The organism is Tistrella mobilis (assembly GCF_039634785.1).
GTDB classification, from domain to species: domain Bacteria; phylum Pseudomonadota; class Alphaproteobacteria; order Tistrellales; family Tistrellaceae; genus Tistrella; species Tistrella mobilis.
Window position 1 is genome coordinate 238,166 of the sequence record NZ_JBBIAB010000003.1, and the last position, 14,516, is coordinate 252,681.

Genomic DNA, 14,516 nt, shown 5'->3' on the forward strand with positions numbered 1-14,516 from the left:
GGAGCGATCATGTTCGAGAAGGTGCTGATCGCCAATCGCGGCGAAATCGCATTGCGCGTCCATCGCGCCTGCCAGGAGATGGGCATCCGCACCGTTGCGGTCCATTCCACCGCCGATGCCGATGCCATGCATGTCCGTCTCGCCGACGAGAGCGTGTGCATCGGCCCGGCGCCCGCGCGCAATTCCTATCTGAACATCCCGGCGATCATCGCCGCCGCCGAAATCACCGGCGCCGAGGCGGTCCATCCGGGCTATGGCTTCCTGTCCGAGAACGCCCAGTTCGCCGAGATCGTCGAGGCCCATGGCCTGACCTTCATCGGCCCCACCCCGGACCATATCCGGCTGATGGGCGACAAGATCGAGGCCAAGCGCGCCGCCAGGGAGCTGGGCCTGCCGCTGGTGCCCGGCACCGACGGGCCGGTGACCGACGAGGCCGAGGCGATGAAGATCGCCCGCGAGATCGGCTTTCCGGTGCTGGTCAAGGCCGCCGCCGGCGGTGGCGGCCGCGGCATGAAGGTGGCCGAAAGCGCCGAGGGCCTGCGCGAGGCGCTGCAGACCGCCCGCGCCGAGGCCAAGGCCGCTTTCGGATCGGATGCGGTCTATCTTGAGAAGTATCTCGCCAATCCGCGCCATATCGAGATCCAGATCCTCTGCGACACCTTCGGGACCGTGGTGCATCTGGGCGAGCGCGACTGTTCTCTGCAGCGCCGCCATCAGAAGGTGCTGGAAGAGGCGCCGTCGCCGGCGATCGATGCGGCCGACCGCGCCCGCATGGGCGAGATCGTCGCCAATGCCATGCGCAAGCTGGGCTATCGCGGCGTCGGCACGGTGGAGTTCCTCTACGAGAACGGCGAGTTCTACTTCATCGAGATGAACACCCGCCTGCAGGTGGAACATCCGATCACCGAGGCGATCACCGGCATCGATCTGGTGCGCGAGCAGATCCGGGTCGCCGCCGGCCAGCCGCTGGGCTTCACCCAGGAGGACGTACGCGTCCAGGGCCATGCCATCGAGTGCCGGATCAACGCCGAGAACTCCGAGACCTTCGCCCCCTCGCCGGGGCTGGTCGACACCTATCACGCCCCGGGCGGGCTGGGTGTGCGCGTGGACAGCGGCCTCTATCAGGGTTATCGCATCCCGCCCTATTACGACAGCCTGATCGCCAAGCTGGTGGTCCATGGTCGCAACCGCAACGAGTGCATCATGCGGCTGCGCCGGGCGCTGGAGGAATATGTCGTGGGCGGCATCGACACCACCCTGCCCCTGCATCAGCGCATCGCCCGCCATCCGGATTTCGTCGACGGCGTCTACGACATCCGCTGGCTGGAGGCCCTGGTCGCCAATCGCGGCTGATCCGGGAGCATCATGCATCAAGGGGCGGGCGGGCCGGAGGCGTTTCCGGCCCGCCCGTCTGCGTTTGACCCATGCCCCCTTCTCGCGGAGCCCCGTCATGGCCGGTCTCTTCCCCGATCTGCAGACCCCCTGCCTTGTGGTCGACGAGGCGAAGATGACCGCTAATCTCGACCGGATGGCCCGGCGGATCGCCGGGCTCGGCGTGGGCTTCAGGCCGCATCTGAAGACCGCCAAATCGGTGGAGATCGCCCGGCGGATGCTGCCCGACACAGGCGGGCCGGCCACCGTCTCCACCCTTCGCGAGGCCGAGGTCTTCGCGGCGGCGGGCGTGCAGGACATCCTTTATGCGGTCGGCATCACGCCCGCCAAGCTTGATCGGGTGCAGGCGCTGAGGGCCCGGGGCTGCGATCTGGCGGTGATCCTGGATTCCGCCGGACAGGCGCAGGCGGTTGCGGCGGCCGGGGCCGGTGCCGGCCCGATCCCGGTGCTGATCGAGATCGACTGCGACGGCAAGCGCGCGGGCCTCGCCCCCGATGCCGCAGAGATCATCGAGATCGGCCGGATCCTGCACGAAGGCCGCGCGGAACTTCGCGGGGTGATGACCCATGCCGGCGGCAGCTACGACGTCTCGGGCGATGAGGCCCATGCCGCCTTCGCCGAACGCGAGCGCCGGGCGGTGGTGACGGCGGCAGACCGGCTGCGCGCGGCCGGCCTGCCCTGCCCCGTGGTCAGCGTCGGCTCCACGCCCACGGCGCTTGCCGCCCGTGACCTTGCGGGCGTGACCGAGGTCCGCGCCGGGGTCTATGTCTTTTTCGATCTGGTGATGGCCGGGATCGGCGTCTGCGCGGTAGACGAGATCGCGCTCTCCGTCGCCACCACCGTGATCGGCCACCGCCCCGACCGGGGCTGGACCCTGGTCGATGCCGGCTGGATGGCGCTGTCGCGCGATCGCGGCACGGCCGGCCAGGCGGTCGATCAGGGTTATGGTCTGGTGGCGGATGCCGCAGGCCGGGTGATCCCGGATCTGATCGTCACCGGCGCCAATCAGGAACACGGTATCCTGGCCCTGCGCCCCGGTGCGGTGGCCACGCCGCCGGACCTGCCGGTCGGCACGGTGCTGCGCATCCTGCCCAACCATGCCTGCGCCACCGCCGCACAATTCGACGCCTATCATGTCATCCCGGCGGATACTGGCGCCGCCCCGGCGGTCTGGCCGCGTTTCGGTGGCTGGTGACCGGGATGCGGCCGCATGTGGCCGCAACCGGTGACGCGACATCATAAACCGGACCGCCCAGACTTCCCCGGTCAGCCCCGCCCGCCAGCCCGGCGGCGCGGCGCACCATACCGGGGATCATCAAGATGCCGATCTTTACCGCCTGCCTTATCTGCGTGACGGATTTCGGGGCCGTCGGCGACGACGTGACCGACGACACCGCCGCCATCCAGGCCGCCATGGACCATGCCGCCAGCCTGCCCACCGGCGGCTCGGTGCTGTTTCCGGCCGGCTACTACCGCATTTCGGCGCCGCTCATTCAGGACAGCCGGGTCTTCCTGACCTCGGGCGGCGGCCTGTGGGACGTGGTGATCCGCCCCACCACCGGCTTCACCGGCTCGGCGCTGATCAAGACCCGCGGCTTCGACACCTACAATGCCGGCAACTATTCCAGCGTCCGCGACGATGGCATTCCCTATGGCTACGGCGTCTGGGGCCTGGCGCTGGACGGCATGCAGGCCGTCAGCCGCTGCTATGAAGGCTACGGCAAGTTCCGGTACATGAAGATCACCTGTACCGATGCCGTCGACGACTGCTTCTTCCATGCCTGCGGCAAGGATCCGGGCATCGAGACCACGCCGGTCGACGGGGTGATGCGCGACCTCTGGGAAGGCGTGCTCGACATCGACACCGCCCGCAGCGGCCGCTATGGCGTGCACTTCATGGGCCCCCACGACGCCCATATCATCCGTTCGGTGAACGCGCTGCACAGCGACTGGCACTTCTTCATCGACTATGATGACAACCGCGACGGCGGCTGCCGCATCGGCCGCGTGCACACCTATGGCGGCAGCGGGCGCGGCGTCCGCTTCAGGTCTTCGGTTCAGGGCGATCACGTGATCGCCGAGAACGGCGTCCTGATCGAGGGCTATACCGAAACCCTGCTCAACATCATCCAGACCCGCAACTCGTCCTCGCCCGCCTGCGTGCAGATCACCGGCCCCTGCGACATCGGCATGATCCGCGCCAACTGCAACATGGGCGACGTTTATCCGGCGGCGAACGGTGTGGAGGTTTCGGCCTCGCGGGTGAAGATCGGCCAGATGCGCGTTCTCGGCGCCAGCGGCGGCGGGGCCGGCACCGGCCTGGTGATCGCCAGCACCGCTTCGGACTTCTGGGTCGGCAAGGCCGATATCCGCGCCTTCGGCGCCGTCGGCGGCCAGGGTCTGTCGATCGACGGTGCGGACAATGTCCGGATCAACGGGCGCATCTCGTCGTGCAAGACCAACGCCTCCTTCGCGCCCGGCTGCGACGACTGCCATGTGGAATTCGACAGTTACGTTCTGACCGGTCAGCAGCATTTTTCGGGCAGCCCGGGTGCACGCTCCAAACTACTGATCAACGGCTTCGGCGCGACGACGATGGCGAAAGAAGCGGTGGTGGCAGATACCGTCGATACCTCGATCAGTCAGTACGTGTCCAAGACCCTGGTCTTCCCGCGCCCGCTCTCGTATACGCCCAGCCCGGCTCAGGTGAATGTGGTGATGCTGCCGCCATCTGCGCCGCTGGCGGCCGCCCGGCCGGCACGGATCGTGGCGGTTTCCGATACCGAAGCGACGGTCGAATTCGAAGTGACCGGTGCGGTCGCCGGCTCCACCCAGGGTTTCGAACTGCGGGTCGCACCCTGACACACCGAAGGATGACACGGCGATGATTCGCCGCGTCATGTTGACCTGGCGTCACCGGCTTCCGATCTGAAAGGGCGATGCGGCCGGCAATCCGTCGGCCGCGTTACCGTTCAACGACCGGGACCGCCGCCCTTGTCCGCCTCTCCCTTCGATCGTCTGGGCCTGGAAGCCCGCCGCCTTGCCCGCCGCCTGACGCCCGAGGCGCTGGCCGAAGAGGCGGCGTCTCTGCTCGACCGGCCGCTCCGGCTGGGGGTGACCGGTCTTGCCCGGTCGGGCAAGACCGTGTTCACCACCGCGGTTGCCCGCGCCCTGCTGTTTCCCGACCGCCTGCCCTTTCTGCAGGCCCGCGCCGACGGCCGGCTGATCGGCGCCGAGCTGCGCCGGCCGGGCGATCCCGAGATCCCCCGCTTCGCCTACGAAACCCATCTGGCGCGGCTGGCCGGCAGCGATGGTGAGATGCCGGGCTGGCCCGCCTCCACCCGCATGCTCTCGCAACTGCGCATGGGGCTGCGCTGGAAACCGGCCGGCATGGTCAACCGGCGGATCAGGCCTGTACGCGAGCTGACGCTCGACATCATCGACTATCCGGGCGAATGGCTGCTGGATCTGGCCCTTATCGAACGCAGCTTCGCCGACTGGTCGGCCGAGGCGCTGGCCATGCTGCGCCAGGGCAAGCGGGCAGAGCTGGCCCGCCCCTTCCTCGCCCGGCTGGAAACCCTGGATCCGGCCGCCCCGGCCGACGACGTGACGCTCGCCGAGCTCGGCCAGGGCTGGAGCGCGCATCTGATCGCCTGCCGTGCGGCGGGACTTGCCGTCTCGCGCCTCGGCCCCGGCCGTTTTCTGGTGCCGGGCGATCTGGAAGGCGCGCCGGTGCTGGCCTTCTCCCCCCTGCCGGAGCCCAAGGGGCGCGCACCCTCGGGCAGCCTGTATGCCGTGGCGGCGGAGCGTTTTGACCAGTATCGCAAGCGTATCGTCGGCCGCTTCTTCCGCGAGCATTTCGCCCGGCTGGACCGCCAGGTGGTGCTGGTCGACCTGCCCGGCGCGCTCAGCGCCGGGGCCGACGCCGTGGAGGATCTGAAACTTGCCCTGACCGAAAGCCTGGGCGCCTTCCGCTATGGCCGCGGCCACGGCATGATCGGGCGGCTGCTGTCGGGCGTGCGCATCGACCGGGTGCTGTTCGCCGCCACCAAGGCCGACCAGGTGCCGGCCGCCCAGCACGCCCGGCTGGACGCGCTGATGCAGTCGCTGGTGGCCGATGCCGCGCGCGCGATCCGTTTCGAGGGCGCCGAGACCCGCACACTGGCCATCGCCGCGGTCAAGGCGGCGGAAAGCGTGTTCGCCGAGCATGACGGCCGCAACCTCGCCTGCGTGCGCGGCCGCATCGCCGGCCGCGAGCGGCCGTCGGTGGTCTATCCGGGCGAGTTGCCGGCCGATCCGGCCGAGGCGCTGGCCAGGGCCGCCGGTGGCGGTTTCGACTTCCCACCCTTCCTGCCGCCCGAGGGTCTGGTCCGCAACGGCCACGGGATGGCCCATATCCGCCTGGATCAGGCGCTGGATCATCTGATCGGAGACCGGCTCGGATGACCGACCGCCCGCGCATTTTCGACGAACCGGCCGCAACGCCGCCCCGCCGTCCGGCAGCCCCCCATGCGGCGGCGTCCGGCCCGCTGGAGCTGCCCGAAGCGGCCGCCCTGACCGCACGGCCGGCGGAAGAGGCGGCACTGCCCGCCACCGTACCCGGCCGCGGGCTGATGCCGGATCTGGCGCCCGGGGCCGCGACGCGACGCACCGGCCGCCGGCTGCTCTGGGGCGGGCTCGGCGGCCTTGCCGTGGCGCTGATCGGCTTCGAGACCTGGGATCTCGCCACACGCGCCTTCGCCCATGCCGACTGGCTGGGCTGGATGGTCACCGGGCTGGGCGTCGCCACGCTGGGCGGGCTCGGCATTCTGGGCGGCGCCGAGATTGCCGCACTCCGGCGGCTCGCCCGGGTCGACGGGCTGCGGAACGAGGCGGAGCGGCTGGTGGCACCGGAAGCCCTGCACGACCCCGCCGCAGCGGCCGACGCCACAGCCCTGTCCGCACGGGTCGCGGCGCTCTACGAGGCCCGGCCGGGGCTTGCCGCCGCGCGGGCCGATTTCGCCGCCCAGCTGACCGATGCCCATGACGCCGCCGAGGCGCTGGCCCTGACCGAACGCCTGCTGCTGGCCCCGATCGATGCCGAGGCGCGGCGGCTGGTGCTGCTGGCCGCCCGCGACACGGCGCTGGCCACCGCCGCCAGCCCGGCGGCCCTGCTGGATGCCGCGGTGGTGCTGTGGCGCAATGCCCGGCTGGTGCGCGAGGTGGCGGCACTTTACGGCGTGCGCCCGGGCCGGATCGCCAGCCTGAAGATCGTGCGCCGCAGCCTGGGTGCGGCCGCCGTCGCCGGCATGGGCGAGGCCGGCCAGGATACCGCCGTCGACGCGCTGGGCGGCGGGCTTGCCGCCGCGGTCTCGGCCCGGCTGGGCCAGGGCGTGGTCAACGGCCTGGTCGCCGCCCGCATCGGGCTCGGCGCCATGGAGGCCTGCCGCCCCCTGCCCTTCCGGGCGGTAAAGCGGCCGCGCACGACCGATCTGCGCCGCGACATGATGCGGATGCTGACGGGCAATTGACGGCCACTCTTGCCACCCGGCGCCACGGGGTGCAGGTTGGGTGCCGGCTGCAGGTCGGGGACCGGGGCGACGTTGAGGAACGCGGCCGGCCACCCCACATCTGGAGCAGTTTCCTCCCCAGGGACATCCGGCATGCATCTGACGCCCGACCTGCTGCTGCGCGCCTATGTCTGCGGCATCTTCCCGATGGCCGAGTCGGGCGACAAACCCGAACTCTACTGGGTCGACCCCGACCGGCGCGGCGTGCTGCCGCTGGATGGCTTTCACCTGCCGCGCAAGCTGCGCAAGACCATCCGCCGCCAGCCGTTCACCGTGACCGTGGATGCCGATTTCGAGGGCGTGATGTGCGGTTGCGCGGCCCCCGCCCCCGGGCGCGAGCGGACCTGGATCAATGACGAGATCCTGGCGCTTTATACCGAGCTGCACCAGATGGGCCATGCCCACAGCATCGAGGTGCGGGAGGGGGCTGAACTGGTCGGCGGGCTGTACGGCGTGTCGCTGGGGGCGGCGTTTTTCGGCGAAAGCATGTTCAGCCGCCGCACCGATGCCAGCAAGGTGGCGCTGGTCCATCTGGTGGCCCGGCTGAAACGCGGCGGCTATCGGCTGCTCGACACCCAGTTCGTGACCGACCATCTGACCCGCTTCGGCGCGATCGAGATCCCGCGCGGGGTCTATCAGGACCGGTTGCGCAATGCGCTGGGCATCAGGGCGAGCTTCATCCCCGAGCCTTTCGGCTTCGGCGCGGGCACGCCCGATCAGGTGCTGGCGGCGATCGACGGACCGGTGGCACAGCCCCGGCGACGGCGGCCGCGCGATCCGATGGACGATGCCGATGCGGTGGTGTTGGAGGTCTGAGCGGGATCAGCCCGCGGGCTTCGCGGAGCCCTCGTCCGACGGCTCCGGCGCCTTGTCGACGCAGGAGATCGGCCAGATGTCGTAGATCGGGTTGTCGAGTGCGTTCAGACCCGGCGAGGAGGCGAACATCCAGCCGTCGAAGATCCGCTCGGTCGGTGCCGAGGCGGTGGTCTGCTGCACTTCCAGGAAGACCCGGGCCTCGGGGGCCTGTTCCGGCGGCGCGCTTTCGCAATAGCGCACGGTGATCACCAGCGAGCCGAATTCGACCGGCTGGTCGATGGGCGCCACGATCCGGCTGATCCGCGCCGTCACCTTGTTCAGGCCGTTGAAGATCGCGACCTTGCCCGGGATGCCGCCCGTTCCACCCGTCTGCTGCTGCGCGGCGGCAGGGCCCGAGGCCAGAAGCAGGGCGCCGAGCGCCACGGTCGCAAGGCTGCGCATCCTGATCATTCCGCGAACGGATCCTTCTTCGCCGCACCGCCGGTGGCGGGGGCTTCGGCACCGGCCGGCTTCTCCTCGCCGCTGCCGCCGGACGAGAAGAGATAGCGGCCGATCAGCGATTCGAGGCTGACCGAGGACTGGGTATAGGTGATCGCCTGGCCCGGCTGCAGCATGCGATCATCGCCGCCCGGCACCACCGAGACGTATTTGTCGCCCAGCAGGCCCGAACTTGCGATCTCGGCCGAGCTGTCGGCCGGCAGCTTGATCGTGGGGTCGATCGACAGCGTGATCTCGGCGCGATAGGTCTCGGGGTTCAGATGCTGGCCGGTGACGCTGCCGACCTTGATGCCGCCGATGCGGACCTCCGAGCCGGGCACGATGCCGTCGACACTGTCGAAAGCGGCGGTCAGGGCGTAGCCACTGCCGCTGCCGCCGCGCCCGGCGCCGGTATAGGCATGGACGGCGAAGCCGACCGCGACCGCGATGACGGCCGCGCCGAGCAGGGTTTCGACGACACTGCGCTGCAAGCTCTGCTTCCTTCCGGCCGTTGGATCCGGATCAGCTGCGACGGCCGGCAATGGGGGCCGGCCGGCAGATACCCGATCAGATCAGGACGGCGTCCAGGGTTCGTAGTCACCGGTGGCCTTGGGCCGCTCGCCGCCGGCCAGGATATGGCCCTTGGGCAGATAGGCTTCGGCACTGCCGGTGTGGTTCGGCTCGAACGGCTTTTCCCAGGTCTTGCGCGCCAGCGGCGCCTCGACCGGGGTCTTGTCGGTGGTGCCGTGCAGCCAGCGATGCCATTCCGGCGGCACCGTGGTCGGGTCGACACCCTTGCCATAGGTCACCCAGCGCCGGGACGGGTTGTCCTTGTGCCGGAAATAACGGTTCCCGAACTCGTCCTCGCCCACGGACACGCCGTGGCGCAGGGTGTAAAGACGTGTCATGAGATTGGTCATGGGGTCCACTATCCGGATGACTGGCCGCCGCCAAGATAGGGGTTGCCCCCCGGGTGCGCAAGCCTCGGCCGTGCAGGGCGGGCATATGTGCCGTGCAGGGGTGGCCGCGGCGCTGCATTACGCATCGATGACAGTCATCCTGTCCACAGGCCGCTTGTGGAAAACCCGGGGAAAAATCGCCCGGTTCCGGCGCGGAATCAAGGCACTCCGGGGCTTTGCGCGGATGCTGCGCGAACGCGCCGGCGCGCCGGGCTTATCCACACATGACCACACCATATAGATAAAATCCCCCACAAGACCCCCTAGATATTGTAAGGCAGGGCGCTCGGAAAACACTTGCGGCGTGGGGCCGTGCAGGCTTACGATCCGGGTCAGACGGGCAGGCCGAAGACATCTTCCTCGGGGATCCCGCCGCAGATTTGGCGCCGGTCCGGCCGGCGACCTTCGGACATAACCCCAACCCGACAGACCCGACCCCCGACACCACACCCCGCGCGCCCGGGAACGAACCGATGCAGTCGATGCGCCGGTGGCCGGGCTTCGGGGTGTTTCCGTGCCCGGGGCGTCGTTGCGTCGCCATTTTCCGTTGAATCCCACGCGAGCGGGCCCCAAGCCGCCCGCCAGCATGATGGAGGCAGGATACGATGCGGATCGCCCGCAAGCTCACCGTCGATGGCCGCTCCCCTTACCAGGGGATCGAGATGCGGACCGCCACCAGCGAAATCCGCAACCCCGACGGCTCGGTCGTCTTCAAGCTCGAAAATATCGAGGTGCCCGCCTCGTGGTCGCAGGTCGCCTGCGACATCATCGCGCAGAAGTACTTCCGCAAGCGCGGCGTTCCCGCCGTCACCCGGCGCGTGCCCGAAGAGGGCGTGCCCGAGTTCCTGTGGCGTTCGGAACCCGACGAGGCGGCGCTGGCCGCCCTGCCCGAGGGTGAGCGCTATACGGGGGAGCGCACCGCCGCCCAGGTCTTCGACCGCATGGCCGGCACCTGGGCCTATTGGGGCTGGAAGGGCGGCTATTTCGACAGCGAAGCCGATGCGGCCGCCTATCGCGACGAGATGTGCCGGATGCTGGCCGACCAGATGGCCGCACCCAACTCGCCGCAGTGGTTCAACACCGGCCTGCACTGGGCCTATGGCATCGACGGCCCGGCCCAGGGCCATTATTACGTCGACCATGTCACCGGCGAGCTGACCCGCTCGGCCACGGCCTATGAACACCCGCAGCCCCATGCCTGCTTCATCCAGTCGGTCTCGGACGATCTGGTGAACGAGGGCGGCATCATGGACCTCTGGGTCCGCGAGGCGCGGCTGTTCAAATACGGCTCGGGCACCGGCACCAATTTCTCGTCGGTGCGCGGCGAGGGCGAGCCGCTGTCGGGCGGCGGCCGCTCGTCGGGCCTGATGAGCTTCCTGAAGATCGGCGACCGCGCCGCGGGTGCCATCAAGTCTGGCGGCACCACCCGCCGGGCCGCGAAGATGGTGGTGGTCGATGTCGACCATCCCGATATCGAGGCCTATATCAACTGGAAGGTGATCGAAGAGCAGAAGGTGGCGGCGCTGGTCACCGGCTCCAAGCTCGCCAACAAGCATCTGAACGCGGTGATCAAGGCCGCCTCGGATCTGAAGGTGGCCGAGGACGACCGCTTCGACCCGCGCCGCAACCCGGCGCTGAAGGCCGCGGTCAAGGCCGCCCGGGCGGCGCTGATCCCCGAGAATTACGTTCAGCGCGTCATTCAGTTCGCGCGCCAGGGCTATACCGAACTCCACATCCCGGTGTTCAACACCGATTGGGATTCGGAAGCCTATCTGACCGTTTCGGGCCAGAACTCGAACAATTCGGTGCGCGTCACCGATGCCTTCCTGAACGCGGTGCTGGCCGATGGCGAGTGGACGCTGACCCGCCGCACCGACGGCAAGGCCGTGCGCACCATCCGCGCCAAGGATCTGTGGGAGCAGATCGGCAACGCCGCCTGGGCGAGCGCCGATCCCGGTATCCAGTTCGACACCACGATCAACGACTGGCACACCTGCCCCGCCCACGGCCGGATCAACGCGTCCAACCCGTGTTCGGAATACATGTTCCTCGACGACACGGCCTGCAACCTGGCGTCGCTGAACCTGATGACCTTCCGGCGCGAGGACGGCTCGTTCGACATCGAGACCTACGAGCATGCGGTCCGGCTGTGGACCGTGACGCTGGAAATCTCGGTGCTGATGGCGCAGTACCCCTCGGCGACCATCGCCCAGCTGTCCTATGATTTCCGCACCCTCGGCCTCGGCTACGCCAATCTGGGCGGCCTGCTGATGGCCTCGGGCCTTGCCTATGACAGCCACGAGGGCCGCGCCCTTTCCGGTGCGCTGACCGCGATCATGACCGGTGTCGCCTATGCGACCTCGGCCGAGATGGCGAAGGAACTCGGCACCTTCCCGAAATACGCGCCCAATGCCGAGGCGATGCTGCGGGTGATCCGCAACCATCGCCGCGCCGCCCATGGCGCGAGCGAGGGCTATGAGCAGCTGTCGGTGGCGCCGGTGGCGCTGGACCACGCCAACCTGCCCGATCCGCGCCTGGGCGATGCCGCCCGCCGCGCCTGGGACCAGGCGCTGGAGCTGGGCGAGGCCCATGGTTTCCGCAATGCCCAGTCGACCGTGATCGCCCCCACCGGCACGATCGGCCTGGTGATGGATTGCGACACCACCGGCATCGAGCCCGATTTCGCGCTGGTGAAGTTCAAGAAGCTCGCCGGCGGCGGCTACTTCAAGATCATCAACCGCACCGTGCCCGAGGCGCTGGCCAGGCTCGGCTATGAAGAGCCGCGGATCCGCGCGATCATCGACTATGCGGTCGGCCGCGGCACCCTCGCCGGCTCGCCCGCCATCGGCCATGACGCACTGCGGGCCCGCGGCTTCGACGATGCCGCGATCGAGCGGCTGGAGAAGTCGCTGGGCCAGGCCTTCGAGCTGAAATTCGCCTTCAACAAGTGGACGCTGGGCGCCGAGTTCTGCCGCGACGCGCTGGGCTTTACCGATGCCCAGCTCGACGATCCGGCTTTCGACATGCTCCAGGGCCTGGGCTTCTCGAAGGACGAGATCGAGGCCGCGAACATCTGGGTCTGCGGTGCGATGACGCTGGAAGGCGCGCCGGGGCTGGAAGCCCGGCACCTGCCGGTCTTCGACTGCGCCAACCCCTGCGGCCGCAAGGGCACCCGCTACCTGTCGGCCGAAGCCCATATCCGCATGATGGCGGCGGCGCAGCCCTTCATCTCGGGCGCGATCAGCAAGACCATCAACATGCCGAATGCGGCCACGGTGGAAGACTGCAAGGCGGCCTACATGCTGTCCTGGCGGCTGGGCCTCAAGGCCAATGCGCTCTATCGCGACGGCTCCAAGCTCTCGCAGCCGCTGAACGCCATGATCCTGGACGACGATGTCGAGGACGTGGAAGAGGCGGTGGCCGAGTTCGCAGCCAGGCCCGCCGCCGAACAGGCGCGCGTGGTGGCCGAGCGGATCGTCACCCAGTATGTGAGCGAGCGCCAGCGCCTGCCCCATCGCCGCAAGGGGTACACCCAGAAGGCGGTGGTCGGCGGCCATAAGCTCTATCTGCGCACCGGCGAATACGAAGACGGCAAGCTGGGCGAAATCTTCATCGACATGCACAAGGAAGGCGCCGCCTTCCGCAGCCTGATGAACGCCTTCGCCATCGCCATCTCGATCGGCCTGCAGTACGGCGTGCCGCTGGACGAATATGTCGACGCCTATGTCTTCAGCCGGTTCGAGCCCTCGGGCATGGTCGAAGGCAATGACGCGATCAAGATGGCGACCTCGGTGCTCGACTACGTGTTCCGGGAACTCGCGATCTCGTATCTGGGCCGCACCGACCTTGCCCATGTCCAGCCGGTCCAGGCAGCCGATCTGCTGCCCGACAGCGTGGGCCGCGGCGTGCGCGAGGGCACCCGCGAAGACGGCCAGGGCGGCACCCCCACCCCGGCGCCCGCGGTCGCCGCGGCCATGGGGCTCGCCAGCGCCGGCTTCGTGCGCAGCAATCTCTACGTGCTCCGCGGCGGCGCGGGCGGCAACACCGCCACCGCCTATGCCGAGCCGCATGCCCATGCGCATGAAGACCTGTCGCCGACCGCCATCGGCCGTGCCGAAGTGGTCGACGAGCGCCTGGAGGCGATCCGCATCGCCCGCCAGAAGGGCTTCGAGGGCGACCCCTGCGGCGAATGCGGCAACATGACCCTGGTCCGCAACGGCACCTGCCTGAAATGCGTCACCTGCGGCTCGACCAGCGGCTGCTCCTGACCGGCCGGGCGGCCCGTCCGCCCCTGCCTGCACCCCGATGACCACCCGACGCCGCCCCGGTTCCGACCGGGGCGGCGTTCGGTTTTGGTGGCAGCGGCGGCCCGCCATGCCTAGAGTCAGGGCCATGGCCCAGGACATCGCCCCACCCGCCCTCATCGTCCCGGCCGAGTATCCAGAACTCCGGCTGCTCGCCTGGAACCGCGATCCGGCACGACCGCTGCCGGAAGCGGAGGTGTTTGCGCTCTACGAGGCCAATTGGCGCCATGTCGACCAGGACCGCCTGACGCCCCGCGAACGGGCGCTGATCGACCGCCTGACCCGGCGCTGGGGGGCCGGGCGGATGCTGGTCCGATGACCGGCTATCGTCGCCCCGAGCATCAGGCGGTCGCGGTCCTGCTCGATCGGCTGGACGCGGCGGTTCTGGAGGCGGGCGCCTGCCGCTTCGGCGGTGGCACCGCGATCGTGCTGGCGCTTGGGGAATACCGGGTCTCCGCCGATGTCGACTTCCTTTGTGCCAGCACGGAAGGGTATCGCTTCCTCCGTCAGCGCATCTTCGACGGCGGGTTCGGAAGCCTGTTCAGAGCCCCCGTCACCCTGCCCCGCGGCCACCGCGCCGATCAGTACGGCCTGCGTGCCCTGATCGAGATCGACGGCCGACCGGTGAAGTTCGAAATCGTCCGCGAAGCCCGCATCGACCTGGATCCGCCAGATGCCCGGCTGTGCGGCTGCCCGGTGCTGAGCACCGCCGACCAGTACGCCGAAAAACTGCTCGCCAATGCCGACCGCGGGGCAGACAAGGCCGTCGCCTGGCGGGATGCGATCGATCTCGGCATGCTGATCCAGCATCTGGGCCCTGTCCCGGATGCAGCGGTCACAAAGGCCGTCGGCGCCTACGGCCCCTCGGTCCTGGCCGCCCTCTCACGGGTTCACGAGACGCTCGACCTGCCGGACAACCGCCGCCATGCCCGCGATCGCCTGGGCATGACCGGGGAGGATCTGGACAGGGCCGTAGACGCGCTCGGCACCGATCTCCGGCGGCTGACGGGCGGCTGATC

The 14,516-nt window shown here is 69.2% G+C and carries 12 protein-coding genes; 9 read left to right on the forward strand and 3 right to left on the reverse strand.

All coding sequences use genetic code 11. The features are described from left to right. Window positions 1–9 precede the first annotated feature (9 nt). The 6 genes from accC to aat all read left to right on the forward strand — a co-directional run bounded on the left by accC (window position 10) and on the right by aat (window position 7,757). Window positions 10–1,353, forward strand: a complete 1,344-nt coding sequence (gene accC / locus WI697_RS05825) for an acetyl-CoA carboxylase biotin carboxylase subunit (RefSeq protein WP_345957784.1) — start codon at window positions 10–12, stop codon at window positions 1,351–1,353. Between the two features lie 97 nt (window positions 1,354–1,450). Next, window positions 1,451–2,587 (forward strand): alanine racemase, encoded by a 1,137-nt coding sequence (locus tag WI697_RS05830; protein ID WP_345957785.1) that lies wholly within the window; start codon window positions 1,451–1,453, stop codon window positions 2,585–2,587. Between the two features lie 125 nt (window positions 2,588–2,712). Next, entirely contained in the window at window positions 2,713–4,254 is a 1,542-nt protein-coding gene (locus WI697_RS05835) for a glycoside hydrolase family 55 protein (RefSeq protein ID WP_062767438.1), read from the forward strand. A 132-nt stretch (window positions 4,255–4,386) separates the two neighbouring features. Further along, entirely contained in the window at window positions 4,387–5,838 is a 1,452-nt protein-coding gene (locus WI697_RS05840; protein ID WP_345957786.1) for a YcjX family GTP-binding protein, read from the forward strand. After that, window positions 5,835–6,902 (forward strand): TIGR01620 family protein, encoded by a 1,068-nt coding sequence (locus WI697_RS05845; RefSeq protein WP_345957787.1) that lies wholly within the window; start codon window positions 5,835–5,837, stop codon window positions 6,900–6,902. Before WI697_RS05840 ends, WI697_RS05845 begins: the two co-directional genes overlap by 4 nt. A gap of 132 nt (window positions 6,903–7,034) precedes the next feature. Continuing rightward, on the forward strand, window positions 7,035–7,757 hold the full coding sequence (gene aat / locus WI697_RS05850) for a leucyl/phenylalanyl-tRNA--protein transferase (RefSeq protein ID WP_345957788.1): 723 nt from the start codon (window positions 7,035–7,037) through the stop codon (window positions 7,755–7,757). Window positions 7,758–7,763: 6 nt separating this feature from the next. Here the strand turns inward: aat and WI697_RS05855 are convergent, their stop codons facing one another. The 3 genes from WI697_RS05855 to WI697_RS05865 form a co-directional block, all read right to left on the reverse strand. Then, entirely contained in the window at window positions 7,764–8,207 is a 444-nt protein-coding gene (locus WI697_RS05855) for a DUF2155 domain-containing protein (RefSeq protein ID WP_345957789.1), read from the reverse strand. Continuing rightward, entirely contained in the window at window positions 8,204–8,725 is a 522-nt protein-coding gene (mlaD, locus tag WI697_RS05860; protein ID WP_062767430.1) for an outer membrane lipid asymmetry maintenance protein MlaD, read from the reverse strand. The genes WI697_RS05855 and mlaD overlap by 4 nt, the downstream gene beginning before the upstream one ends. 81 nt (window positions 8,726–8,806) lie before the next feature. Next, window positions 8,807–9,154, reverse strand: a complete 348-nt coding sequence (locus WI697_RS05865) for an NADH:ubiquinone oxidoreductase subunit NDUFA12 (RefSeq protein ID WP_062767428.1) — start codon at window positions 9,152–9,154, stop codon at window positions 8,807–8,809. 644 nt (window positions 9,155–9,798) lie between these two features. Here WI697_RS05865 and WI697_RS05870 point away from each other — a divergent pair. The 3 genes from WI697_RS05870 to WI697_RS05880 all read left to right on the forward strand — a co-directional run bounded on the left by WI697_RS05870 (window position 9,799) and on the right by WI697_RS05880 (window position 14,514). After that, a complete protein-coding gene (locus WI697_RS05870) occupies window positions 9,799–13,461 on the forward strand; it encodes a vitamin B12-dependent ribonucleotide reductase (protein ID WP_345957790.1) in 3,663 nt (1,220 codons plus the stop codon). Window positions 13,462–13,585: 124 nt separating this feature from the next. Further along, window positions 13,586–13,816: a hypothetical protein gene (locus WI697_RS05875; protein WP_296716442.1), complete on the forward strand. Its 231-nt coding sequence runs from the start codon at window positions 13,586–13,588 to the stop codon at window positions 13,814–13,816. Then, window positions 13,813–14,514 (forward strand): nucleotidyl transferase AbiEii/AbiGii toxin family protein, encoded by a 702-nt coding sequence (locus tag WI697_RS05880; protein WP_296716444.1) that lies wholly within the window; start codon window positions 13,813–13,815, stop codon window positions 14,512–14,514. The genes WI697_RS05875 and WI697_RS05880 overlap by 4 nt, the downstream gene beginning before the upstream one ends. Window positions 14,515–14,516: the final 2 nt, after the last annotated feature.

Coding starts and splice junctions, on each gene's coding strand:
- accC (WP_345957784.1), top strand. CDS start 10: ATGTTCGAGAAGGTGCTGATCGCCAATCGCGGCGAAATCGCATTGCGC.
- WI697_RS05835 (WP_062767438.1), top strand. CDS start 2,713: ATGCCGATCTTTACCGCCTGCCTTATCTGCGTGACGGATTTCGGGGCC.
- WI697_RS05830 (WP_345957785.1), top strand. CDS start 1,451: ATGGCCGGTCTCTTCCCCGATCTGCAGACCCCCTGCCTTGTGGTCGAC.
- WI697_RS05880 (WP_296716444.1), top strand. CDS start 13,813: ATGACCGGCTATCGTCGCCCCGAGCATCAGGCGGTCGCGGTCCTGCTC.
- aat (WP_345957788.1), top strand. CDS start 7,035: ATGCATCTGACGCCCGACCTGCTGCTGCGCGCCTATGTCTGCGGCATC.
- WI697_RS05865 (WP_062767428.1), bottom strand. CDS start 9,154: ATGACCAATCTCATGACACGTCTTTACACCCTGCGCCACGGCGTGTCC.
- WI697_RS05855 (WP_345957789.1), bottom strand. CDS start 8,207: ATGATCAGGATGCGCAGCCTTGCGACCGTGGCGCTCGGCGCCCTGCTT.
- WI697_RS05875 (WP_296716442.1), top strand. CDS start 13,586: ATGGCCCAGGACATCGCCCCACCCGCCCTCATCGTCCCGGCCGAGTAT.
- WI697_RS05870 (WP_345957790.1), top strand. CDS start 9,799: ATGCGGATCGCCCGCAAGCTCACCGTCGATGGCCGCTCCCCTTACCAG.
- WI697_RS05845 (WP_345957787.1), top strand. CDS start 5,835: ATGACCGACCGCCCGCGCATTTTCGACGAACCGGCCGCAACGCCGCCC.